Genomic DNA, 19,830 nt, shown 5'->3' with positions numbered 1-19,830 from the left:
CGGCCAGGTGCACCGGCCCAGACGGGCGCAACCGGGCACGCCCCGCCGTTCCGGGGAACGGGGAGGGGCCCGCCGGGATCGGGTGGATCCCTGCGGGCCCCTGCTCGGTTCGGTGGGTCAGATGCGTTCGATGATGGTGCCGGAGGCGTTGGCGCCGCCGGCGCACATGGTGACGAGGGCGGTGCTGCCGCCGGTGCGCTCCAGTTCGTGGAGGGCGGTGGTCAGGAGGCGGGCGCCGGTGGAACCGACCGGGTGGCCGAGGGCGATCGCGCCGCCGTTCACGTTGAGGCGGTCCATGTCCGCGCCCTGGACCTTCGCCCAGGACAGGACGACGGAGGCGAACGCCTCGTTGACCTCGTACAGGTCGATGTCCGACAGCTTCATGCTGGAGCGCTTGAGCAGGCGCTCGGTGGCGTCGTTCGGGCCGTCCAGGTGGTAGTACGGGTCGGCGCCGACGAGGCACTGCGAGACGATGCGGGCGCGCGGGCGCAGGCCCAGCTCACGGGCCTTGTCCTCGTCCATGATCATGACCGCGGCGGCGCCGTCGGAGATCTGCGAGGAGTTGCCCGCGGTGTGGATGCCGTCCGGCAGCACCGGCTTGAGGTTCGCGAGGCTCTCCGCGGTGGTGTCGCGCAGGCCCTGGTCGGTGGTGACGGTGTGGGTCTCGCCGGTCGGCTTGCCCTCCTTGTCGACCGCCGGCGCCTCGACCGGCACCACCTGCGACGTGAAGCGACCCTCCGCCCACGCCCGCTTCGCGTTCGCCTGCGAGCGGACGCCGAGCGCGTCCACGTCCGCGCGCGTGATGCCGCGGTTCTTGGCGATGCGCTCGGCGGAGGTGAACTGGTCCGGCAGGTCGATCTCCCAGTCGTCCGGCTTCGACTTCTGGGGGGGCCGCTGGGCGTGGCCGAGCGGGTTGCGGCTCATCGACTCGATGCCGCACGCGACGCCGACCTCGATGGCGCCGGCCGCGATCAGGCCCGCGATGAGGTGGACCGACTGCTGGGCGGAGCCGCACTGGCAGTCGATGGTGGTGCCTCCGGTGCGTTGCGGGAGGCCCGCGTACAGCCACGCGTGGCGCACGATGTCGCCGGACTGCTCGCCGGCCTGTGTGACGCAGCCGCCGATCGCCTGGTCGATCTGGTTGGGGTCGATGCCGGACCGCTCGACGACCGCGAGTTGCGCCTTGCTCAGCAACTGGATGGGGTGCAGCCCGGCGAGATGGCCGTTGCGCTTGCCGATGGGGGTGCGTACGGCCTCGACGATGACGGGGTTGCCCACGCTGCGCTCCTTCGCGTTGTCGCCAGGACTTCGGTTCCGTTGACCGTGTTCCGAGACTGTTCTATGACTTGGTCAAGGATATGCCCGATCACGGTACGGCGAGCGGGCGGGCTGGACAAGCCCCAGTGATGTAACGCTTGGTGTTCGTGTGATACGGGATAATCAGTGTTGTTGGAACTGACCGTGGGTCACGAGTGGCGTATGTCCGCTCTCCGATTACGCTTCGTAGCGTGAACGACGACGGGGCTCGCGGGGGGCCGCAGATGCATACCAGGCCCGCCGACCGCCGTTCGCAAATCCTCCGGCACGCGTGCACGCTGTTCGCCCGCCAGGGCTACGGCGCCACGACGGTCCGTCAGATCGCGGACGCCGCACAGTTGTTGTCGGGAAGCCTCTACCACCACTTCCCGTCCAAAGAGGCGATGCTGCTCGACATACTGGAGGAGTTCTTCGCCGGGGCACTGCACCGGCACCGCGCGACGCTGGCCGCGACCGACGACCCGGTCGTCGCTCTGCGTGGCCTGATCCGCGGCAGCCTGACGGTGATCGCGGAGAACCCGGACGCGTCGATCGTGGTCGTCGCCGAATGCCGTCGCCTCGCCCAGACGGAACGCTTCCGGTGGCTTTCCGAGCGGACCGCGCGGACGAGCGCGATGTGGCGGTCGGTCATGGAGGAGGGCGTACGCGCCGGTGTGCTCCGCGCCGACCTCCGGCCCGAGACCACCGCGCACCTCGTGCAGTCCACCGTGTGGGCGATGGCGCAGTGGTACCGCGGCAACGGGCGGTACGACCCGGACGAGGCTTCCGGCCTGCTCGTCGACCTCTTCGTGCGGGGCATCGCGAAACCGGGCGCCTACCGGTCGCGGGCACTCGGGCCCATCCTCGGCGGCGCGGGCCCGTCGCGCCCGGCGGTCGGCGTCGACCCGGACGGCTACGAGGCGCCGCGCATCCGGCTGGCCCGCCTGCTTCCGGACGGCGCCGACGCCCGCATGCGCATCGGCTACGCCGCCGGGCTGCTCTTCGCGCAGCAGGGCTACACGGTCACGACGACGCGGCAGATCGCGGAACTGGCCGGCGTGCCGGTGGGCAGCCTGGCGCACCACATCGGGAGCAAGGAACGGCTGCTCGCGCACATGCTCACGGGGTTCTTCCAGGAGTTGCTGGCCGCGTTCGACAAGGACGCGGCGGCGCGGCCGAGGCCGATCCGGCGCGTCGAGGGGCTCATCGCACGGACGGTCGACGCGCTGGCCGGGCACGGGGTCGCGTCGGTGATCCTGCTCAACGAGCGCGCGACCGAGGACGTGCCGCAGTCGGAGCTGTACCGGCTGCTGGGCGCGGTCGAGGGCGTGTGGACGCGGGCGCTGGCGGACGGGATGCGCTCGGGGGAGTTCCGGGCGGACCTGGACCCGGCGTTCGTGCAGCGGGTGTTGCGGACGGCGATCTCCACGAGCAGCGGGGCGTACCGCGGCCTTGGGGTGCACGATGTGGCGGGGCTGTACCAGGAGATCGCGCTCGGGGGGATCGGGGCGCGGTAGGGCTGGTGGGAGTTGCGAGGGGCTGCGGACGTTCGGCTCGGCGAGGTTCGCGGGGGTGCGCCTTGCCGACGCCGCGAGAGCGCGCGGCGCGGGAAACGCGAACGGGCGGTACGCGGGGGCCGGTTCGGCCTTGCGTACCGCCCGTCGGCGGTGGTGCGCGGTGGCGCGGGCTCGTCAGACGAGCTGCGCCTCGGACTCCAGGGTGACGCCGACGGCGTTCAGCACCGCGGCGATCTTGATCGCCTCCTGGACGGTCTCGCGCGGCACGCCCTCCTTGCGCAGGACCTGCTCGTGCGACTCCAGGCAGCGGCCGCAGCCGTTGATCGCGGAGACCGCGAGCGACCACAGCTCGAAGTCGGTCTTCGGCGCGCCCGGGTTGGCCATGACGTTCATGCGGAGCCCGGCACGGAGGTTGCCGTACTCGGGGTCGCCGATGAGGTGCATGGACCGGTAGTACACGTTGTTCATCGCCATGACGGCCGCGGCGGCCTTCGCGGCGTTGAACGCCTCCGCGGAGAGCCGGCTCTTCGCCTCCGGCTCCAGCTCACGCAGCACCTTCGGGCTGCGCGAGGCGATCGCGCAGGCCAGCACGGTGCCCCAGAGCGTCTGCTCGGGGAGCTTGGAGTTGCCGACGACCGAGCCCAGGTTGAGCTTGAGGTCCTTGGCGTACTCCGGCAGTTCGGCCTTCAGGACGTCCAGACCCATGGGTCAGCCCGCCATCAGCGCGGCGGCGTCGAGCGTCTCGCCGCCCTTCTGCCAGTTGCAGGGGCACAGCTCGTCGGTCTGGAGTGCGTCGAGGACACGCAGGACCTCGTCGGGGTTGCGGCCCACGGAGCCCGCGGTGACCATCACGAACTGGATCTCGTTGTTCGGGTCGACGATGAAGACCGCGCGGTCCGCGACACCGTCGGCGTTCAGCACGCCGCAGGCCTCGGCCAGCTCGCGCTTGAGGTCGCTCAGCATCGGGAACGGGAGGTCGGTCAGGTCCGGGTGGTCCTTGCGCCAGGCCAGGTGGACGAACTCGGAGTCGGTGGAGACGCCGAGGACCTGGGCGTCGCGGTCCGCGAACTCCTCGTTGAGACGGCCGAACGCGGCGATCTCGGTGGGACAGACGAAGGTGAAGTCCTTCGGCCAGAAGAAGACTACTTTCCAACCCTTCTCGCCCCACTTGGGAGTGATCTGCTCGAACGCCTTGTCGGCGTCGATCGACACGACACCCGTGAGGTTGAAGTCCGGGAACTGGTTACCGACAGTAAGCACTGGGTCTCCTCCGCGATGGTGCCCGGGGCGGGTGTGCGTGCCCCGGTTGGACGTACGCGATCAAGGTGCCACAGGTGCTATTGATCAGGGAAATAGCCAAGTCAGTGAGTGTTGATAGCCAGGCTTTATCAGTGCGCTGGGTTCGGCCCCCGCTCAGAGAGACCTATGCGCCGTAGGTGTTTGGTCACAACCTAAGGGGAGTCGCGCACGAGGGGTCCCGAGGCGGCAGGGGCGGCGAGCCCCTAAAAACTAGGACGTTGGGACTCTGTGCGTTCAGGATAGACCGGCGTTCCGGGGCCTTGGTCCGCTGTGTCCGTTTCAGTCGCAAGGGCCCCGGCGGGGCCAACGGCAGGGCTGTGCAAACGTTTCGCGGCGACTAGCTTCCTCGGTATCGCCTCGGTCGAGGTGATCCCCGAAGCACTGGAGGCGCGTTGTTGACCATGACCAAGCAGGACCAGGAGAGCGGCCAGGCGAACGCACAGCGGCGGCTGCTGTACGGGGCTCCGCACGAGATCGGCGGGGCCGTTGTCCTCGTCCTCTACGCCCAGACGATCGAGCTGTGGGTGATCACCCACACGGAGACGACGCCGCTCGACCTGTTGGCACTCAAGGCTCACATCCCGGCCGCTGCCGAGTACGTCACCCGGACCGAGGTGCCGGAGTTCGCGGTCCATGACCGCGATTTCGCGGCGGTCGACTACTACGTTCTGAACGAGGCCGCATGAGCCTCCATCGGTCCGTCAGCCAGGTGACCGGCTACGCCGGATGCGGCGAGCGCTACCGGCTCGAACGTGTCGCGAAGGTTCCGCAGCGGCCTGCGGCGTGGACGATTCAGGGAACCGCGTTTCATGCGGCAGTGGAGTACTTCGAGCGGCACCAGGACGACCCGCTTAGTACTTACTACGACACGTATGACACGGCGATCGCTGCGGCGAAGGAGGCCGAGCCGGATCTGTCGCGGTGGATGCGCGGTGGACGCAAGAAGACCGAGAAGGACATCAGCGATCGTCGGGAGGCTGGCGCGGAGCAGGTTCGCGGGTATCTCGCGTACGCGGCCGACGTCCCGTTTCGGATCTGGCGTGACCCGGACGGACTCCCGGGCATCGAGTACGAGTTCCGGGTGAGGCTGGGCGGCGTCGAGGTCCTGGGATACATCGACCAGATCCTTGCCTGGCCCAACGGGGCCGTGACGGTACGGGACTTCAAGACCGGGAGCCGCGAGAACAACAAACCGTTTCAGCTGAAGGTCTACGCGCTCGCGATCGAGCAGATGTGGGAAACCCCGGTTCGTTACGGGGACTTCTGGATGGCTCGGGACTCGGCGCCCACCAAGTTCTACGACCTCGCCACGTTCCAAAGCGGGGAGGTCGAGAGGCAGTTTGAGAACATGGACGCAGCCGAGAAGGCGGGGTTCTACCTCGCGAATCCCGGCAGCAACTGCTTTGCCTGCGGTGTGAAGGACCACTGTGCGTGGTCCCGTGACGGGATGATCGACGCCTGACGCTCCGCAGGTCCACAACTCCATAACAACCGAATAGGGATCGCCTCTTGTACCAGCAGAACCCTTCCCCACTGCCTGACTCGCCGCTGTCGCTGAACATCCGCCCGGCGAGGGGCGCGGACGACGCGCAGATCACCATCCGGGGCCTGACGGTCGCTGACTGGCTGCCGCAGATCGACGCCGTGTCGCAGTCCGGCGCGAAGATCGGCGAGGCCGTCAGCCACCTGTGCGCCGCCTACAACGTCGGCTCCGGATTCGCCGACACGAACACCCCCGCGCCGCAGGCGCCTCCGGCCGGTCCGCCGACGAACGCGCCCGCCCCGTCCTACGCGCAGTCCTACAACGCCCCGCCGCCGCAGGCCGGGCCGCCCGCGCAGAACGCGGCTCCGTCGTGCGCGCACGGGCCGCGCGTCTACCGGGAGTCGAAGCCCGGCGCGGCGAAAGCGTGGAAGGCGTGGATGTGCGGAACCCCGCAGGGCACGCAGGGCCAGTGCCCGCCCGAGTGGATCAACTGATCTGCCGCTCCCTTCTTACTACTTCCGACCGATGACACCCGTGGGGGCGCCCTCGTGCGCCCCCACGCGGCAGGGGTGGATCATGCTCACGTTTTCCCAAGGACTTCGGAAGGCTGGTTCGGCCGGCGAACCGTTGCCCACAGTCTTCAAGTGCCTCGACCGTATGGGGCTCATCTTCAGGCGCGGCCAATTCGCCCTGGTGGCCGCAGGTCCCGGCACCGGCAAGTCTGCCGTCGCGTTGACGCTTGCGATCAAGTCCGGCGCCCCCACGTTCTACTTCTCGGCCGACTCGGACGCGTGGACCCAGTACGTCCGAGGCGCCGCCATGGTCACCGGATGGACCACACGTCAGGCCGAGGAGGCAATTCAGCGCGGTGACACGAGCGTTCTCGATGCCGCGCTGGCGTATCACTCGCGAGTCCGTATGTGCTACGAGGCGTCGCCCACGATGGAGGACATCGAGGACGAGCTGACCATGTACGCCCACGTGTACGGGTGGCCCGCGTTGATCGTCGTCGACAACATCACGAACATCGTGAACCCGAACGGCACCGACGGGCACCAGGGCCTTGAGGAGGTTTGCGACTACCTTCACGCCCTCGCCCGGATGACGCGGGCCTGCGTCATCGCCCTGCACCACGTGACGGGACCGCATAACGACGGCACTGCGCCGATCCCCTTGTCGGGCCTGAAGGGTCAGATCGGCCGTGTCCCGGAAATCGTGCTCACGCTGCATCGGGGCGGAGACGAGATCGACGGCACCACGATCAACGCGTCTCCGGTGAAGAATCGCGGGGGCAAGGCCGACGCGTCCGGCTACACATTCGCGTCGTTGGAGTGGACGCCGGACAGCATGCGGTTGGTGGGCTGATGCCGACGATCACGACCGTCGTTTCGTGGATCTTCGCCGCGCTCCTGATGGCGGTAGCCGCCGCATACCTGGCGTTGTGGGTGCTCCTGGTGGCGCTGGTGTGGGGGCTGCTGTGAGCGACCCCGGCATCCGGAAGCGCAACCGGCAGAACAAGCGCAAGGGATATCAGTGGGAGAGCGAGATTTCCCGCTTCATGAACGCGGCGGGATTCAAGTGGAAGCGCAACGGTCAACGGTACGGCGGGGCTGACCAAGGCGACCACGACACGGGTCCTGTGGCGCTGGCAACGCAGGCCAAGGATGTGGAGCGGCTGTCGATTTGGGCGACCGCTGAGGACGCGGCCGAGCAGGCTGGTCGCAAGGGCGTGCAGGACTGGGTGATCTTCCTGAAGCGACGCCGCTTCACCACCGGCGAGGGCCTGGCGGTCGTCCCGATGTGGCTGTACCGGGAGATGGCACGCCGGTACTACCTGGGGGAGTGACGTGGATCAGGAAGAGAAGCCGCCCATCGCTCAGGTGATCCGCCACTACTTCCCGGATTGGACCTGCCAGGAGCGCGACCGCTGGGAAACGGTGCGTTGCCCCTGGCACGGCGGATCCGACTCGGCCCGCGTGAACACCGCTGCGAACGTCTTCCACTGCTTCGCCTGCGACGTTGCCGGCGACTCGTGGGAGATCATCATGCGAGAGGAGCAAACCGATTTCCGTGGTGCCCGAGCCGTCGCGGCTGAGCTTTTTGGCGACAGCTACGGCGACGTACGCGGAGCAACTGGCCCACAGCCAGGCCGCCATCGACTATTTGGCGTTGAGACGGGGCCTGTCCGAGGACAGCGCTCGATCCTTCAAGCTCGGATACGTCGCCGACCCTTTGCCGGGCCATGAGAAGTACCGGGGACGCATCGCGATCCCGTACCTCAACGCCCTGGGAACCGTCTCCATTCGGTACCGGTGCATGGCGGACCACTCGTGCAAAGAGACTCCCGGACACGCCAAGTACCTGAGCGAACCGGGCGACGAGGTAAGGCCGTTCAACGTCCACGCGCTCACCCTTGCCTCTCCCCGAATCGCTGTTGCGGAAGGTGAGTTCGACACCATCGCCAGCGTCGAGGCGGACATCCCGACCTTTGGTCTGCCAGGCGTCGAGAGCTGGAAGAAGCTCCGCCGGTATCTGCGGCGCGCACTCGCCGGATACGACGAAGTCATCGTCCTCGCGGACGCCGACGACGACGGCCAGGGCGAAGGGCTCGCCGAGCAGATCATGACGGACGTCAAGACGGCCCGGTCACGGCCGATGCCCAAGGGATTCGACGTGAACGCCTACTTCCTCGACTCGGGGCCGCAGGCCCTACGCGAGCGAGCGGGCTTCTGAACGACTGCACCACCACAACTGAATAGGAGGTTCTGTGAGGCGCATCGTCGTCATCCCAGACACGCACATCCCCGACCACCACGCGCCCGCGGTTTCCGCGCTGCTGGGCTTCATCGAGGCGACCGCCCCGGACGAAGTCGTTCACACCGGCGATCTCATGGACTACCCGCAGCCGTCGCGGTGGACTCAAGGGACCCGCGAGCAGTTCGCGGGCTCGGTCAAAGCGGACTCGAAGCGAGGCCGGCGATTCCTCGGCGCGCTCCGGGAACGCCATGACGGGCCCGTCACGCTCATCGGCGGCAACCACGACACCAGGCCCCATGCCAAGCTGCTGGCCGCCGCGCCCGAGCTGGCCGAGGGCGAGGAGTTCCACCCCCGGACGCTCCTTGACCTGGACGCGTACGGCGTGACGTACGTCGACGGGTTCCACCCGATCGCCCCCGGATGGGTGGCCACACACGGCCACCTCGACATCCCGCTGTCGCGAATCGCGGGGCGGACCGCTGGCAACGCTGCCGCACGCCTGCGCACCAACGTGGTGATGGGCCACACCCACCGACTGGGACTCATCCCCGAATCAGGCGGCTACAACGGGCGCCTGACCACCTATTGGGGCCTGGAGGTCGGCCACATCAGCGACATCCGCAAGGCGAACTACCTCAAGTCCGGGGCTGCGAACTGGCAAATGGGTTTCGGCCTGCTGTACGTGGACGGCACCCACGTCACACCGCACGCCGTGCGCATGAGCAGCGACGGCCGATTCGCCGTCGAGGGGCGCGTGTGGGCACCGACCGGAATCCGGATTTGAGGGGGAGCCGATGAGCAGCGAAGAACTCGACTGGGACGACATCATCGACGCCGCCCGCAAGGCGGCCCGGAGCGTCGCCCGCCGGAACTGGGACCTGGACGCGGATGACATCTACGGCGAGATCATCACCTGGGCCGTGGCCAACCGGCCTCAACTCGACAAGCTGAGCCCCGGCATGCAGGTGAAGGCCCTCGGCCGTGCGGGATCGACCTGGGCCGAGAAGGAACGCCGAACGGCGATCGTGAGCCGCGGCTACTACATCTACACCCCGGACGTCGTCCGCAAGGTTCTCGCGGAGTGGTACTACGACGAAACCGCGCGCGAGACGATGCCCGGTCGCGAGGAGCCACACGGCAGCAGCGACTACAGCAGCCCTGCAATCACGATCTGGGACATCGATCAGGCGATGCTGCGCCTGTCCGAACAGCACGTGACGGCGATCGAGCGGCGCTACCTCCTCGGCGAGGAGATGCGGGCACCAGCCGAGCGCAAGGCGGTGTCCCGGGCCGTTGAGAAACTGACGTGGACGCTCAACTACCGCTTGGTGGACCGAGCCGACGACGCGAACGACTGTCGGGCCGTCCGAGCGGCGTAGCGGGAAGAGTGGACAACTGAATATGAACGACCGTGAGGAACGGCGGCGAACCAGCCGTAACGAACGGGTGCTCGGCTACCTGAAGCGGGCCGCCCGTCGCCAAAACGCCTGGGTGTCTACCGCCGACCTGTCCGCCGAAGACATCGGCGGTACCGGGGCCCGGACGCGAATCAGCAATCTTCGTGCGGAAGGGCACCGCATCGAGTCTCGGCGCATGATGGGCGCCCACCAATTTGAGTACCGGTACGTCGGCAGTGCCATCGCGACTGACGCTGTACTACCGGGTGACCGTGATGACGGACAACCGACTCATGAGCGGCGAACGAGCCGCCGGCCAAAGCGTCGCGTTGGTGCAACTGGGGCCGACGGGCCCATGGCGACGATGGCCTTGTTCTGATGGGGCCCTACCGCATCCTCATTACCGGGTCGCGGGACTGGGACGACGAGAAGGCCGTAGCGGACGGCATCGGCCATATGGTGGCGCGCTACGGGGACATCATCGTTACGCATGGCGCGTGCCCGACCGGGGCGGACGCCATCGCCGAGCGGGTTTCGGCCCGGCTGGGAATCCCTACCGAACCCATGGCCGCGGATTGGCGCCGAAAGGGACGCGCGGCGGGCCCGGCCCGCAATCAGCGGATGGTCGACCTTGGGCCCGTCGTGGTCCTGGCGTTCCAGCGACGCGGATCCCGAGGCACCGCGGACTGCGTTCGTCGCGCCAACGCCGCCGGGATCCCTGTGATCCACCGCGTGAAGTAGCAAGCCAAACAACTGAATACGGAGAGACCAATCATGAGTGATCTGCTCGACTGGCAGGGGCGCCCCATCGAGCCGGGAGCGACTGTCTACTACCCGACCAGTTTCGTCGGACGATCCACAGAGATGGTCGTCGGCCGCGTCCTGGAGGTCGGTTTCGAGACCGAACGTGACTACGACTACGCGTCGGGCACGTGGAGCGAGCGCCAGACGTCGCGCCCTCGCGTGAAGGTCATGCCTCGGTGCGGCAGCCGCAGCGGAGCCAAGTCCGGCACTCGGCCGGCGTTCCCGTCGGTCCAGAACCTCACAGTGATCTCGTAGGATTGATTTTGTCGAAGATCAGTAGGTGAGGATCGCCACCAAACCTACCCATTTCGACTTGGAAGGGCCCCGAAAGGGGCCCTTTTTCAATGCACTTCGTGGAGCGAAAGGGGGCTCTGCGCAGGCGGATTGATTGATTCTTACTATCTCCGCTGAATGCCCAGACCCGTACGCATTTAGAAAACCGCGCCTCCCGCGGGTTCCATTATTAAGAAGTAGGGTATTACCCCCAGGGGGTAGGGGTGTGCGCGTGCATTCATTGATTCGACGTGAATTGCTCGGCGCGCCGCGCCGTAGGGCGTAGTAAGAAGAGATCACGGAACGATAACAATCGGCCTTCTTACTACGTGCGACGGGCACGGAAACGGCGCGATTTGGGCTGCTGTCTGGGAATCAATAGGTCTCACATTGTGAGAATCGTGGTTACCGGCAGGTAATTTGTCAAGTGATCTGGATCACGTTGTGTCAACGGCGTTGACTGTGCAACGCGCGGCTTCCTTTAGAGAAAACGGGATGAGTCGGACACGTACTCTCCCACGACGGCAAGACATGGGTTGCGAAGTAGGCAAGAGATGGGTTCTCTACTCCCAGCAACACCACCGCCCAACCGGGGCCGAGAGAAACCGGGGGGAAGCGGTCGGAGATTGAAAACTCAACAGCGAGTCAAGCGAGACAGTCAGCGCCCGATTGACGGGCCGCTGAAGGGCCGATGATCGGCCGATGAGACGCACGGCCGGTAGCCACTAGTCCGGTCACCTGAAATCCCCTGTACGGGCCGTACAGCGGTTGAGCGGGTGCCTGTCAGAGAGTGGCGAGGATGCCAGTAAGACCGTGCGAGCAATCGGCAAGAAGTCGAGCCGTAGGCGGTAGCTGACTGTCAGGCCAGGAGCGGCAAAGCGCGTCGCCCTCCGTTTCCAACGGAGAGGCTGACGAAACCCGAGTGAGCCACGGTTAGTAGCCAAGTAAAGGGTGCAGCGATGATGACGCCGAAATGGCCTAGAGACCAGTTCCAGCAGCAATCGCGCCACCATTCGCGCACTCAGTGAGTCGGTGGCAGTGCGCGCGAGCGGTAGACGAGTGAGGGATACGCGAAGGGCCCGCGCCGTGGGCTAAACCGCGTTTCTCGTGTCGCCGTGGCTGCCTGTAGGCCGTCCATTCACCTTGCGCGGACGGCGAATGCGGGCGGGTCCGGAAGGGCCCGCCCGTAGCCAATGGTCGGGCAGGAACGGCAGACATTCAGTCGTCTGTCTGTGAGTTCCCGTACGGCAATTGGGGGTTTGTCATGTGGGATGCGCTTGATGTCTGCGCGACGTACGCGGATGCGGCTTTCAGTCGGAAGCTTTTGAAGCGCTATTTGAAGTCCATGGAATGGGACCGCGTTTACGCCTTGCGGATACGCCGCATGCGGGACGCGCACGGTGTTTCCTTTGTGGTCGCACTTGAAATGCGTAACCGCGTGAAGGTCTGAATCTGACGGGTGCGTATCCCGGACCGCGAACGCGTGGCCCGGGGTACGGACTTCTCAGGTTGAGAAGCCGGAAAGGGAGCCGTGGTTTCGCTGGAAAAGCACACGATCATTTACATGTTCAGTCTCGGCCGGTCACAGCACATCGACCGAATGACGCTGCGGGCGAGGGAAGCGGGTTCGTCTATTACCTGGTATCGCCGTGATGGCCAGGTTCGTACGTCCGATTTCAATTGGGCCGCGCCGGAAGCGGTGCGGAACGTGCTTCGCATTGAAGGGCCGTTCATTACCACTGCCATGGTCGTTTGCTCGGAGCGCGATTGCTCGGTTCACACGCGCGTTCTCGTCTGACCGGCTGACCTGTTCGATTCAAGGGGGAAATATGACTGTCTACGGACTGTTCTACTGGGGCGGCGGCATGCCGCAAATGATGGAAGAAGAGGATCTCGAAGTCTGGAACACCGTTGACGATGCCCGCCGGTCACTTATGGACCGGTACGGCATCGGGCGGGACCGCGTGGAATATGTGTGCGGTGAGGGTAGCGGGACATTCGATTTCCCGTGCGTGCCTGCGGATGCTCACATGCTGGTGTGGGTCCGTCGAGGTCGTCATACGGCGAATTCCGAAGTCCCGAGCGCGCACGACTACCCGGATGAGATATGGACGCTCAAGATTTCCCAGGGTTGGGGCGTCTACGGAGTGAAGCGCCAACGCTGCTGACTTTGAATGGTTCCCGTCCGGGCCGACTTGTGCGGCCCGTGGCGGAATCCATTCACGGTGAATGGAGGGAAGGGGCATTGTGAAGTTCAGTCGGTCGGAGATCAAAATCAGAGAGGCTGTGGATTTGGCGGGTAAGGCGTTGGCGCCTTACGACCCGGACAACGCGACCGCCGTGTCTGATTTGCTCGCAAACCTCATGCACTACTGCCGCGAAAAGGGAATTGACTGGGACGAAGTGAAGCATCGGGCGGACACCACCGTTCTCCTGGACATGATGGGGGTGTGATGGCGACCGAGTACACGGTGTCCGTCGCCGGTCCGGAACGACACGACGGGGAAAGCCCTTACACCTACGCCGTGCGCGCCGATTCGCTGGCGCAGGCAATCGCGTGGACGCTGATGGTCCATGCGTTCTACGAAAACGTGCATGACGTAATCCCGATTCTCGGAAGCGAACACACATACCAGGGGCGGCCCGGAGTCGGCGTTAGCTACCAATGGATTGACACGACCGGAGTGATGCCCGATGGCCGGTAAATACACACTGGAACAAGTGTCGGTCGCCGCGAATGATGCGGCGGACATGGTGCGGGACGAACTCTCCCTAGGGGAACGGGATTCCGACGTCTTGAATCTTGCGGTCCATGCGTTCCTGGCTGTGCTCGTGAATCCCCGAGTCAACTTTGACCGCGTAATCAGTTCCAACTACGCGGAACCACCCGGCGAAGTCCGGTCGTGGTGGAGCAACTGGTCATGATCTAGCCGCTTTGGTGGGTGCCCTTCCCGGAGGGGAAGGGCACCGGCCATGGCCGCTAGCCCAACACCACAACAACTCGATAGGGGGCCGAATGCAGGTCATTGACGGCGGACGCTGGTTTTACGCCCAGGAAATCATCCCGCACACGGACGTCATTCTCGTAGGTGACGTGGAACGCACGATTCGACACTCCAGCTACGTCCGGCCGCTCCCTGCGGTACTGCTGCCCGCCTACCGGCTCACGAAGTTTGTGGCCATCTCCTGGGAAGGGCTGGAAACCCCGCTGATCCTCGCGGCCGAACACCGGCTGTCGGTGCGGCGCATGTGCATGACCCACACGTGCGATGAGCCGTCCACGCGCACGGTGGCCGTGGAATCGCTTACCCGCAAGGGGGTGGTTTCCCGCATCGACTACTGCGAAGGATGCGCGGTCAAGCGCTGGAATCGTCGCAGTGTCCTATCCCGGTACCTGGGCTCAGTCCGCATCGATACCCCGCACCGTCGCTGCGGATTCCGGTACGGCTCGTACCGGTGCCCCGAGTTGGCGGAGCCGTCGGGGGTGTGCCCGAAACACAACACCCTTTGACGTCGTCCACGACCCTGCCGAAACCGCCTTCGGGCGGTCGTGACACGGGTGGCACCCGTGCGCCTGACGAGGCAAGCCGCGTCGGTCCCGCCAAATCCACAAGCAAGCTTGGGGGTACCTCCATGCCTGAAATCGGAGTACGCGTGTACTCGCGTGATCCCGAAGGGCAGTACTGGCAAGACGAACACGGCCGACCGATCGTGTTCTACGTCGTGGCCGTTGACGACGAGTGGGTAACGCTCGGGTCCGAGAGTCGGACGGGTCGCGACTACTGCGAGGGACAGCACCACGCGGATTCGCTGGAACCGGTCATGACCGTGAAGCCGTGGCTTATGCGGGCCGTGGCCGAGACAGGGGGACGCGTGACCGTCAACCACCACTACGGCGGCCCTTTGGTCGTCGGGGACCGCGTTCACGTGGCGTCCGCGCTCGGCGGTAGTCCCATGGTTGATCGGGACACCCGTAGGCCCAGCGTTTGGACGGTGGCACAGATCGGCGACGGACCGGACTCGCGCTTTCCGGTGCGGTTGGCCGAGACCAGGGGCGGGGGAGTGCAACCGCAGTTCGAGTTGTACGACCCGATCGAGCGCCTGTGGCATCACCCGCGCACGCTGTTCCCGGCGGCCGAAATCAAGGGTATCCCTGACGGGCCGTGGGTGCGGATGACCGCACGCTACGTTCAGGGGCCCAGGGAGGCGGCGCCGCGTCACGCGACGTGGCACCGGAACACAGCGGCGGCCTACCTCTCGGATGCTTCCCGTCAGATAGTCGACTCCGTGGGTTGCTTCGTCGAAGCTCACGCACTGGACAACTTCTACGGCTGGGGTCACGTCGCGTCCATCACCTACATCGGGGAGGGCGCATGAAGATTCGTCATGCCGACAGTCGTTGGTCTTTCGAGCTGACGCAGTACCGGGACGCCGACGGCGGATACTCCGTGACCGTCCGCCTGTTCGGCAAGGCCGAGCACATGGCGGAAGCCACGGATCCGCACGTGGCTATGACCTTGGCTCTCGGGTGGGCGTTGGAACGGGATGGGAAGGTGCGGTTCTCCCGCGTGTACGCGATCAAGAACGGTTGCGTCATACCTGAGGGCTCGGTACTTGTGCATCCCAAGACAGCGGCACATTTTGAGTTCACGCACCTGTCGGCGACGCGAACGGCCATGGTCGGCCGAGACTCCAAAGGCGAACCGGTGTCGTACCGTCCGGCCGAGTTCGGCCTAGAAGTCCGGGACGAGTGGGAACCGGAGGCCGACCAATGACCGAGGCCGAGCCCTTCGAGAGCCATCCGTTTCACGGAGTCATGCCGTGCCGGAACGGCGCATGCAACGGCAACGTCGAAGTCCTGCCCCGAATCGCGCTCGAAATCGAAATGGTCGCGGGAGTCGTGCGCCTGACTCCCGTGTCCGTCGAGATGGACAGCAGCGTCATGGAGTGCCGGGAATGCGGTGCCTCGCACACGCCTGAATCGGCGCGCATGGCGCGGTACCTGCGTGACGCGATTGATGACTTGGCGTACGCCATACGCGATGACTTCGTGCCGCGCACGCGTCCACGCGTCGAGGCCGCTGGTCGGGCCGGATCGACCGCCCGCCTGACAGGCGCGGAGATCGAGCAGAACGCGGCCCTGTACCCGGAGGCGTTCGGGATGTCCGACTGCGACGTGTGCGGCGTCGTGCTGGTCGCTCACCAGTGGGTGGACATTCGCCGAACCGGTGCCGACGTGTGGGCGGGTTGGCGCGTGATCGCCTGCAACAACGATCCGCCGTTCAACTGACCCATCCCGCGATCTGAGGCAGGGCCCGCAATGAGGGCGGGCCCTGCCTCCCCCCTTCTATCACCCCGGGCGAACGCCCGACCTTCCCTAGGAGCCCCATGCCCATCAGCGTTGATGCCCCGTGCCGAGTCGTCATGGCGAAGCTGGCTGTGCCTCTGAAGCCTCACCGTGAGGGTGACCACTGGTGGTGGATCCCGCCTTTCAACGGCGTTGGCGTCGTCTACACCGTGACGCCCACTCGTGACGGCCGGAACACCCTTGCCGAGGTGATCCACGCACCGACGCCAGAGGACGCAGACGCGGTAACCGTGCAGCAGCTCGGCGACGCGGAGTCGCTTCCCGAGGCCGCTCGGATGCTCGCCACCGCCTTCCAACGCGACTACTGCTGACCGGTGTCTGACCGGCCCCGGCGGGCCGCTCGTGTCCGCCCGGGTCGGTGAGGTTCCGGCCGGTCCTCGACCCCAACCCACACCCAACCTCGGGAGACATCAGCTCATGGAAAAGATGGTTCAGGCCCACGTTTGCGGTCCGTGCCTGCGGAAGGACAACATCCTTACGGTGGCCATCCGACAGTTCACCATCGACCTGTCCGCCGGGTGGATGGGCGCGGCGGATGAGGACAAGCGCAGCGAGGGCGTCATCAGCGTGTGCAGCCTCCACGCGGCGCACTTTGACGGGCTCATGGACATGCTGAACGACGTCACCGACGAGACGCTGACGGTCGCGGAGGTCAACGCGACGGCCGATGACCAGGACGACCAGGACCAGGACGATGAGGACGACGACCGCGACCAGGACGACGAGGACGACGAGGACGACCACGAGCCGGAGGAGCAGCGTCCCGCGACCGGCCGTCAGCGCGGGCGCCGTTCGGGTTCGCCGGCCCCCGCAGAGCCCGAGCCGGTCAAGCGAGACAAGGAGTACAACAGGGCGCTTCGAGCGTGGGCCCGCGACGCCGGGTACAACGTGCCAAATGCCGGGCGCATCAATGACACCCTGCACGCCGGGTTCTCTGCGGCCGGATACCCGGGGCTGACCCTGATCGGTCGACGCTCGTAACACCGCACTAGTTCCATCCGGGCAACCGCCCGACCCATAGAGCAGCAATGCCATGCAGGTTCCGGGGTCGGGCATCGTGCCCGGCCCCGGCCTGCCCGGACACCGGAGCGCACTTATGCCCAGCCCCGCCGTAAACCCTGACGCCGTCGACATAACCTCGATGAGCACCGGCGCCCTCCTTACCGCCATCAAGGCCGTAGAGCAGCACACGGAGGCCGACCCTGTGGGGGTCCTGGCCGCCCTTCTGTCCATCACGTCGTGCGCTCTGTCCCGGCCGCGCCTGATCATCGGACAGAAACGACACCCTCTTGGCGTGTGGACACTCCTTGTAGGCGAGACCGGCCGAGGTCGCAAAGGCACCGCGCTTGGCATGGCACGTGAACTGATGGACGGGGCGTACCCGGACTTCATGGACCTGCACGAGGCCATGGGCATCACGTCCGGTGCGGGCGTGATCAAGTATCTGGCCGAACGGCAGGGAGAGGCGGCCGAGGCGGCGGCCGACGCCGACGAGCGCGGCGAAACCCCGGCGGGCCTGAATCCGAACGATGGGCGAGTGATCTTCCTCGAAGAGGAATACGTCACCGTGATGAACCGCGCCAAACGCGACGGCAGTCTCTCTGGAGTGCTCCGCCAGGCTTGGGACGGCAACACGCTCGCGTCCATGACCGCCAAGAACGGAGCGCGAGTCAGCGGCGCTCATGTGGTCATCCACGGGCACACGGTCCCCAGGGAATTCCGCACCGCGATCTCAGGTACCGACATCCAAGGCGGCACGTACAACCGTCTCTTGACCTTTCATGTGCAGCGATCCCGCAGACTCCCCATCGGTCACACCATCCCGAGTCGGGCTCTGGAAACGGCGCATGACGCGCTGCGCGCCGGGCTTGGGTTCGCCCGCAAGGTCAAGCGAGTCGGGTTCTCCTCTACAGCGCTCGACCTGTTGAACGGGGAGTTGAGGGAAGAGATTGAGTCGTGGGACGAAGGCGACGACACGGTAAGGGCCTTCGCGAACCGGGCCGACGTTCAGGTGATGCGCATTGCAGCGCTGTACGCCCTCATGGACCAGCGCCGGCAAATCGAGCCGCGCGATCTTCGCGCCGCCTGGGCCCTCGTCAGGTACGCCCTGGAGTCGGTGGCGCACCTCATGGGAGCGGGAGCCGCGGACGGCCTTGAAGCACGAATCCGAACCTTGGTGGTACAAGCCGGAGCCACCGGCATCAAGTCCGCAGAGCTGTACCGCAAGCTTGGGCGGCTGGCTGACTCGGCCGCCATTGCGACCGCCATAGACGCAATGCCAGAGGTCACGCGGGAGACGCGCCGGGGCGCCGGAAGGCCGTCCACGATCTACCGGTGGTCCGTCGTCGCTCCCACGGCGCGAGAACCGGAACCAGTCGTTGAATCACGCGTTCGCCCGCCCGCTGCCGCAGAGCAGGAACGGCCGGAGCGACCGGCACGACGGACGCCTTCCAGCCAACGACGTGAGGAGACGACAGCGGAGCCGCGTGCCCCTCGCACACCCCGCCGTGCGGCAGCGGCTGCCCAGCCTGGACCGTCCCGAGTCACGGTGGCGGTGCCGGTGTCGCGCCGCACCAACGGCCCTCGCAGCAATACGCCAGAGGATCCGTTCGCGGGACTGCTGTGAGTCTCGCGAGGCTCTGACCTGCGGGAAGTCAGGCCAACCATTGCAAAGTTCGGCCAAAGAGATGAGAATCGGGAACTCCGTGGAGGCTCACAGAACCTCCACGGAAAATCCCGTCCTGGTGTCAGGAGCAACCGCTACGGTGGGGATGCTTCTTGTCACATCGGACGAGTACGGGGGCGTGCTTTGGGGAGCGCGGCCCTGCCTGGAAACAGTGTGTGCGGCTGCGGGTCGGGAAGCCCATGAGACCCCGTACGGGGCGCCGCTCTAATGACGGCTCCGCCTGTCCGGGGGGAGTCCGGTCCGGCGACGGACCAGGGCGAAGGAACGATACTTTGAACCAAGAATCCCCGTGGAAAACCGGTGACACGATTCGCGTTGTCCTGGTCGACGACCACGACATTACGCGTCGCGGGGTCGCCGAAGTGCTACGCCACTCCGGCATCGAAGTCGCCGCAGAGGCCGAGACCGCCAGTGCCGCCATGGGCCAAATCCGTTTGGTACGACCAGACATCGTGGTGACCGCCGGGATCCTGCCCGACGCCGACGCCGCACAACTCATTCGCGACATCGGCAGCGACTACCCAGACATCCGATGCCTGGTGCTCACTGGCGAAGTGAACGACGTCCTGGCCTACGAATGCATGTTGGCCGGCGCCTCCGGCTTCCTGCTCCACACCGTGCCCGGCGCATCTTTGGGGCACAGCATCCGCGCCATCCAATCCGGCATCGGCGTGTGGGGCATTGGCGTTGCTGACGGCCTGCGCAACCTGATGCGCCGCGAACGGACCCTTGATCAGCTCACGCCGCAAGAGCGCAAGATCCTTGGTCTCATCGGTGAGGGCCTAACGAATCGCCAGATCGGTTCCGAGCTGCGCCTGTCCGAGCGCACCGTGAAGAACTACGCCAGCGCTGTGATCCGGAAGCTGGGCGTTAGCAGCCGCGCGGCAGCCGCGTCTTACGCCACCCGCATGACCTTGATGCGCACCGCCATATAGCTCCTGTCCAACGCG

General features: G+C 66.1%; 26 protein-coding genes and 1 pseudogene. 24 read left to right on the top strand and 3 right to left on the bottom strand.

Annotated features, from left to right (window positions below; all coding sequences use genetic code 11):
* Positions 1-117 precede the first annotated feature (117 nt).
* On the bottom strand, positions 118-1,278 hold the full coding sequence (locus tag ACRX5S_RS28990; RefSeq protein ID WP_436776089.1) for a steroid 3-ketoacyl-CoA thiolase: 1,161 nt from the start codon (positions 1,276-1,278) through the stop codon (positions 118-120).
* A 263-nt stretch (positions 1,279-1,541) separates the two neighbouring features.
* On the opposite strand from ACRX5S_RS28990, the gene ACRX5S_RS28985 reads away from it, so the two are divergent.
* Entirely contained in the window at positions 1,542-2,813 is a 1,272-nt protein-coding gene (locus ACRX5S_RS28985; protein ID WP_436776088.1) for a TetR/AcrR family transcriptional regulator, read from the top strand.
* Between the two features lie 174 nt (positions 2,814-2,987).
* On the opposite strand, the gene ACRX5S_RS28980 is transcribed toward ACRX5S_RS28985, so the two are convergent.
* Both ACRX5S_RS28980 and ACRX5S_RS28975 read right to left on the bottom strand, forming a co-directional pair.
* Entirely contained in the window at positions 2,988-3,518 is a 531-nt protein-coding gene (locus ACRX5S_RS28980; protein WP_436776087.1) for an alkyl hydroperoxide reductase, read from the bottom strand.
* A 3-nt stretch (positions 3,519-3,521) separates the two neighbouring features.
* On the bottom strand, positions 3,522-4,073 hold the full coding sequence (locus tag ACRX5S_RS28975) for a peroxiredoxin (protein ID WP_436776086.1): 552 nt from the start codon (positions 4,071-4,073) through the stop codon (positions 3,522-3,524).
* A 440-nt stretch (positions 4,074-4,513) separates the two neighbouring features.
* On the opposite strand from ACRX5S_RS28975, the gene ACRX5S_RS28970 reads away from it, so the two are divergent.
* From ACRX5S_RS28970 to ACRX5S_RS28860, 23 genes and pseudogenes are all read left to right on the top strand, one after another.
* Positions 4,514-4,798 carry a hypothetical protein gene (locus tag ACRX5S_RS28970; protein ID WP_436776085.1) on the top strand — a complete coding sequence of 95 codons (285 nt, stop codon included), beginning with the start codon at positions 4,514-4,516 and terminating at the stop codon, positions 4,796-4,798.
* On the top strand, positions 4,795-5,574 hold the full coding sequence (locus ACRX5S_RS28965; RefSeq protein ID WP_436776084.1) for a RecB family exonuclease: 780 nt from the start codon (positions 4,795-4,797) through the stop codon (positions 5,572-5,574). Before ACRX5S_RS28970 ends, ACRX5S_RS28965 begins: the two co-directional genes overlap by 4 nt.
* 47 nt (positions 5,575-5,621) lie before the next feature.
* Complete coding sequence (locus tag ACRX5S_RS28960) at positions 5,622-6,089, top strand: hypothetical protein (RefSeq protein ID WP_436776083.1); 468 nt, start codon at positions 5,622-5,624, stop codon at positions 6,087-6,089.
* Positions 6,090-6,120: 31 nt separating this feature from the next.
* Entirely contained in the window at positions 6,121-6,960 is an 840-nt protein-coding gene (locus ACRX5S_RS28955; protein WP_436776082.1) for a DnaB-like helicase C-terminal domain-containing protein, read from the top strand.
* Positions 6,961-7,072: 112 nt separating this feature from the next.
* Complete coding sequence (locus ACRX5S_RS28950; RefSeq protein WP_436776081.1) at positions 7,073-7,441, top strand: hypothetical protein; 369 nt, start codon at positions 7,073-7,075, stop codon at positions 7,439-7,441.
* A 1-nt stretch (position 7,442) separates the two neighbouring features.
* Positions 7,443-7,631 (top strand): annotated as a pseudogene (locus ACRX5S_RS28945) (CHC2 zinc finger domain-containing protein); the annotation flags it as partial.
* Positions 7,632-7,665: 34 nt separating this feature from the next.
* Complete coding sequence (locus ACRX5S_RS28940; protein WP_436776080.1) at positions 7,666-8,328, top strand: toprim domain-containing protein; 663 nt, start codon at positions 7,666-7,668, stop codon at positions 8,326-8,328.
* 34 nt (positions 8,329-8,362) lie between these two features.
* Entirely contained in the window at positions 8,363-9,136 is a 774-nt protein-coding gene (locus tag ACRX5S_RS28935; RefSeq protein ID WP_436776079.1) for a metallophosphoesterase, read from the top strand.
* A 10-nt stretch (positions 9,137-9,146) separates the two neighbouring features.
* A complete protein-coding gene (locus tag ACRX5S_RS28930) occupies positions 9,147-9,731 on the top strand; it encodes a hypothetical protein (RefSeq protein ID WP_436776078.1) in 585 nt (194 codons plus the stop codon).
* A gap of 396 nt (positions 9,732-10,127) precedes the next feature.
* Positions 10,128-10,490, top strand: coding sequence for a DUF2493 domain-containing protein (locus tag ACRX5S_RS28925; RefSeq protein ID WP_436776077.1), 363 nt, complete (start codon positions 10,128-10,130; stop codon positions 10,488-10,490).
* A 33-nt stretch (positions 10,491-10,523) separates the two neighbouring features.
* Positions 10,524-10,808 (top strand): hypothetical protein, encoded by a 285-nt coding sequence (locus tag ACRX5S_RS28920; RefSeq protein WP_436776076.1) that lies wholly within the window; start codon positions 10,524-10,526, stop codon positions 10,806-10,808.
* Positions 10,809-12,357: 1,549 nt separating this feature from the next.
* Positions 12,358-12,624: a hypothetical protein gene (locus ACRX5S_RS28915; protein ID WP_436776075.1), complete on the top strand. Its 267-nt coding sequence runs from the start codon at positions 12,358-12,360 to the stop codon at positions 12,622-12,624.
* 31 nt (positions 12,625-12,655) lie between these two features.
* Complete coding sequence (locus ACRX5S_RS28910) at positions 12,656-12,994, top strand: hypothetical protein (protein ID WP_436776074.1); 339 nt, start codon at positions 12,656-12,658, stop codon at positions 12,992-12,994.
* A gap of 79 nt (positions 12,995-13,073) precedes the next feature.
* A complete protein-coding gene (locus ACRX5S_RS28905) occupies positions 13,074-13,280 on the top strand; it encodes a hypothetical protein (protein ID WP_436776073.1) in 207 nt (68 codons plus the stop codon).
* Positions 13,277-13,531: a hypothetical protein gene (locus ACRX5S_RS28900; protein ID WP_436776072.1), complete on the top strand. Its 255-nt coding sequence runs from the start codon at positions 13,277-13,279 to the stop codon at positions 13,529-13,531. Before ACRX5S_RS28905 ends, ACRX5S_RS28900 begins: the two co-directional genes overlap by 4 nt.
* Positions 13,532-13,842: 311 nt before the next feature.
* Positions 13,843-14,337, top strand: coding sequence for a hypothetical protein (locus ACRX5S_RS28895; RefSeq protein WP_436776071.1), 495 nt, complete (start codon positions 13,843-13,845; stop codon positions 14,335-14,337).
* 143 nt (positions 14,338-14,480) lie between these two features.
* Positions 14,481-15,203: a hypothetical protein gene (locus ACRX5S_RS28890; protein ID WP_436776070.1), complete on the top strand. Its 723-nt coding sequence runs from the start codon at positions 14,481-14,483 to the stop codon at positions 15,201-15,203.
* Positions 15,200-15,601, top strand: coding sequence for a hypothetical protein (locus ACRX5S_RS28885; protein WP_436776069.1), 402 nt, complete (start codon positions 15,200-15,202; stop codon positions 15,599-15,601). The genes ACRX5S_RS28890 and ACRX5S_RS28885 overlap by 4 nt, the downstream gene beginning before the upstream one ends.
* A complete protein-coding gene (locus ACRX5S_RS28880; protein WP_436776068.1) occupies positions 15,598-16,116 on the top strand; it encodes a hypothetical protein in 519 nt (172 codons plus the stop codon). The genes ACRX5S_RS28885 and ACRX5S_RS28880 overlap by 4 nt, the downstream gene beginning before the upstream one ends.
* Positions 16,117-16,214: 98 nt before the next feature.
* Positions 16,215-16,505 carry a hypothetical protein gene (locus ACRX5S_RS28875; protein WP_436776067.1) on the top strand — a complete coding sequence of 97 codons (291 nt, stop codon included), beginning with the start codon at positions 16,215-16,217 and terminating at the stop codon, positions 16,503-16,505.
* 169 nt (positions 16,506-16,674) lie between these two features.
* Positions 16,675-17,175 (top strand): Lsr2 family DNA-binding protein, encoded by a 501-nt coding sequence (locus ACRX5S_RS28870; RefSeq protein ID WP_436776066.1) that lies wholly within the window; start codon positions 16,675-16,677, stop codon positions 17,173-17,175.
* A gap of 160 nt (positions 17,176-17,335) precedes the next feature.
* The gene (locus ACRX5S_RS28865) at positions 17,336-18,820 is read left to right on the top strand and encodes a DUF3987 domain-containing protein (protein ID WP_436776065.1); all 1,485 of its coding nucleotides are present in this window, start codon (positions 17,336-17,338) and stop codon (positions 18,818-18,820) included.
* Between the two features lie 332 nt (positions 18,821-19,152).
* Positions 19,153-19,815 (top strand): response regulator transcription factor, encoded by a 663-nt coding sequence (locus tag ACRX5S_RS28860; protein WP_436776064.1) that lies wholly within the window; start codon positions 19,153-19,155, stop codon positions 19,813-19,815.
* Positions 19,816-19,830 lie beyond the last annotated feature (15 nt).

Origin of the sequence: Yinghuangia sp. YIM S09857 (assembly GCF_051388915.1) — a bacterium.
Lineage (GTDB): Bacteria > Actinomycetota > Actinomycetes > Streptomycetales > Streptomycetaceae > Yinghuangia.
Note: the sequence above shows the minus strand (reverse complement) of the source record. Positions and strands in the feature narration are given on the sequence as shown.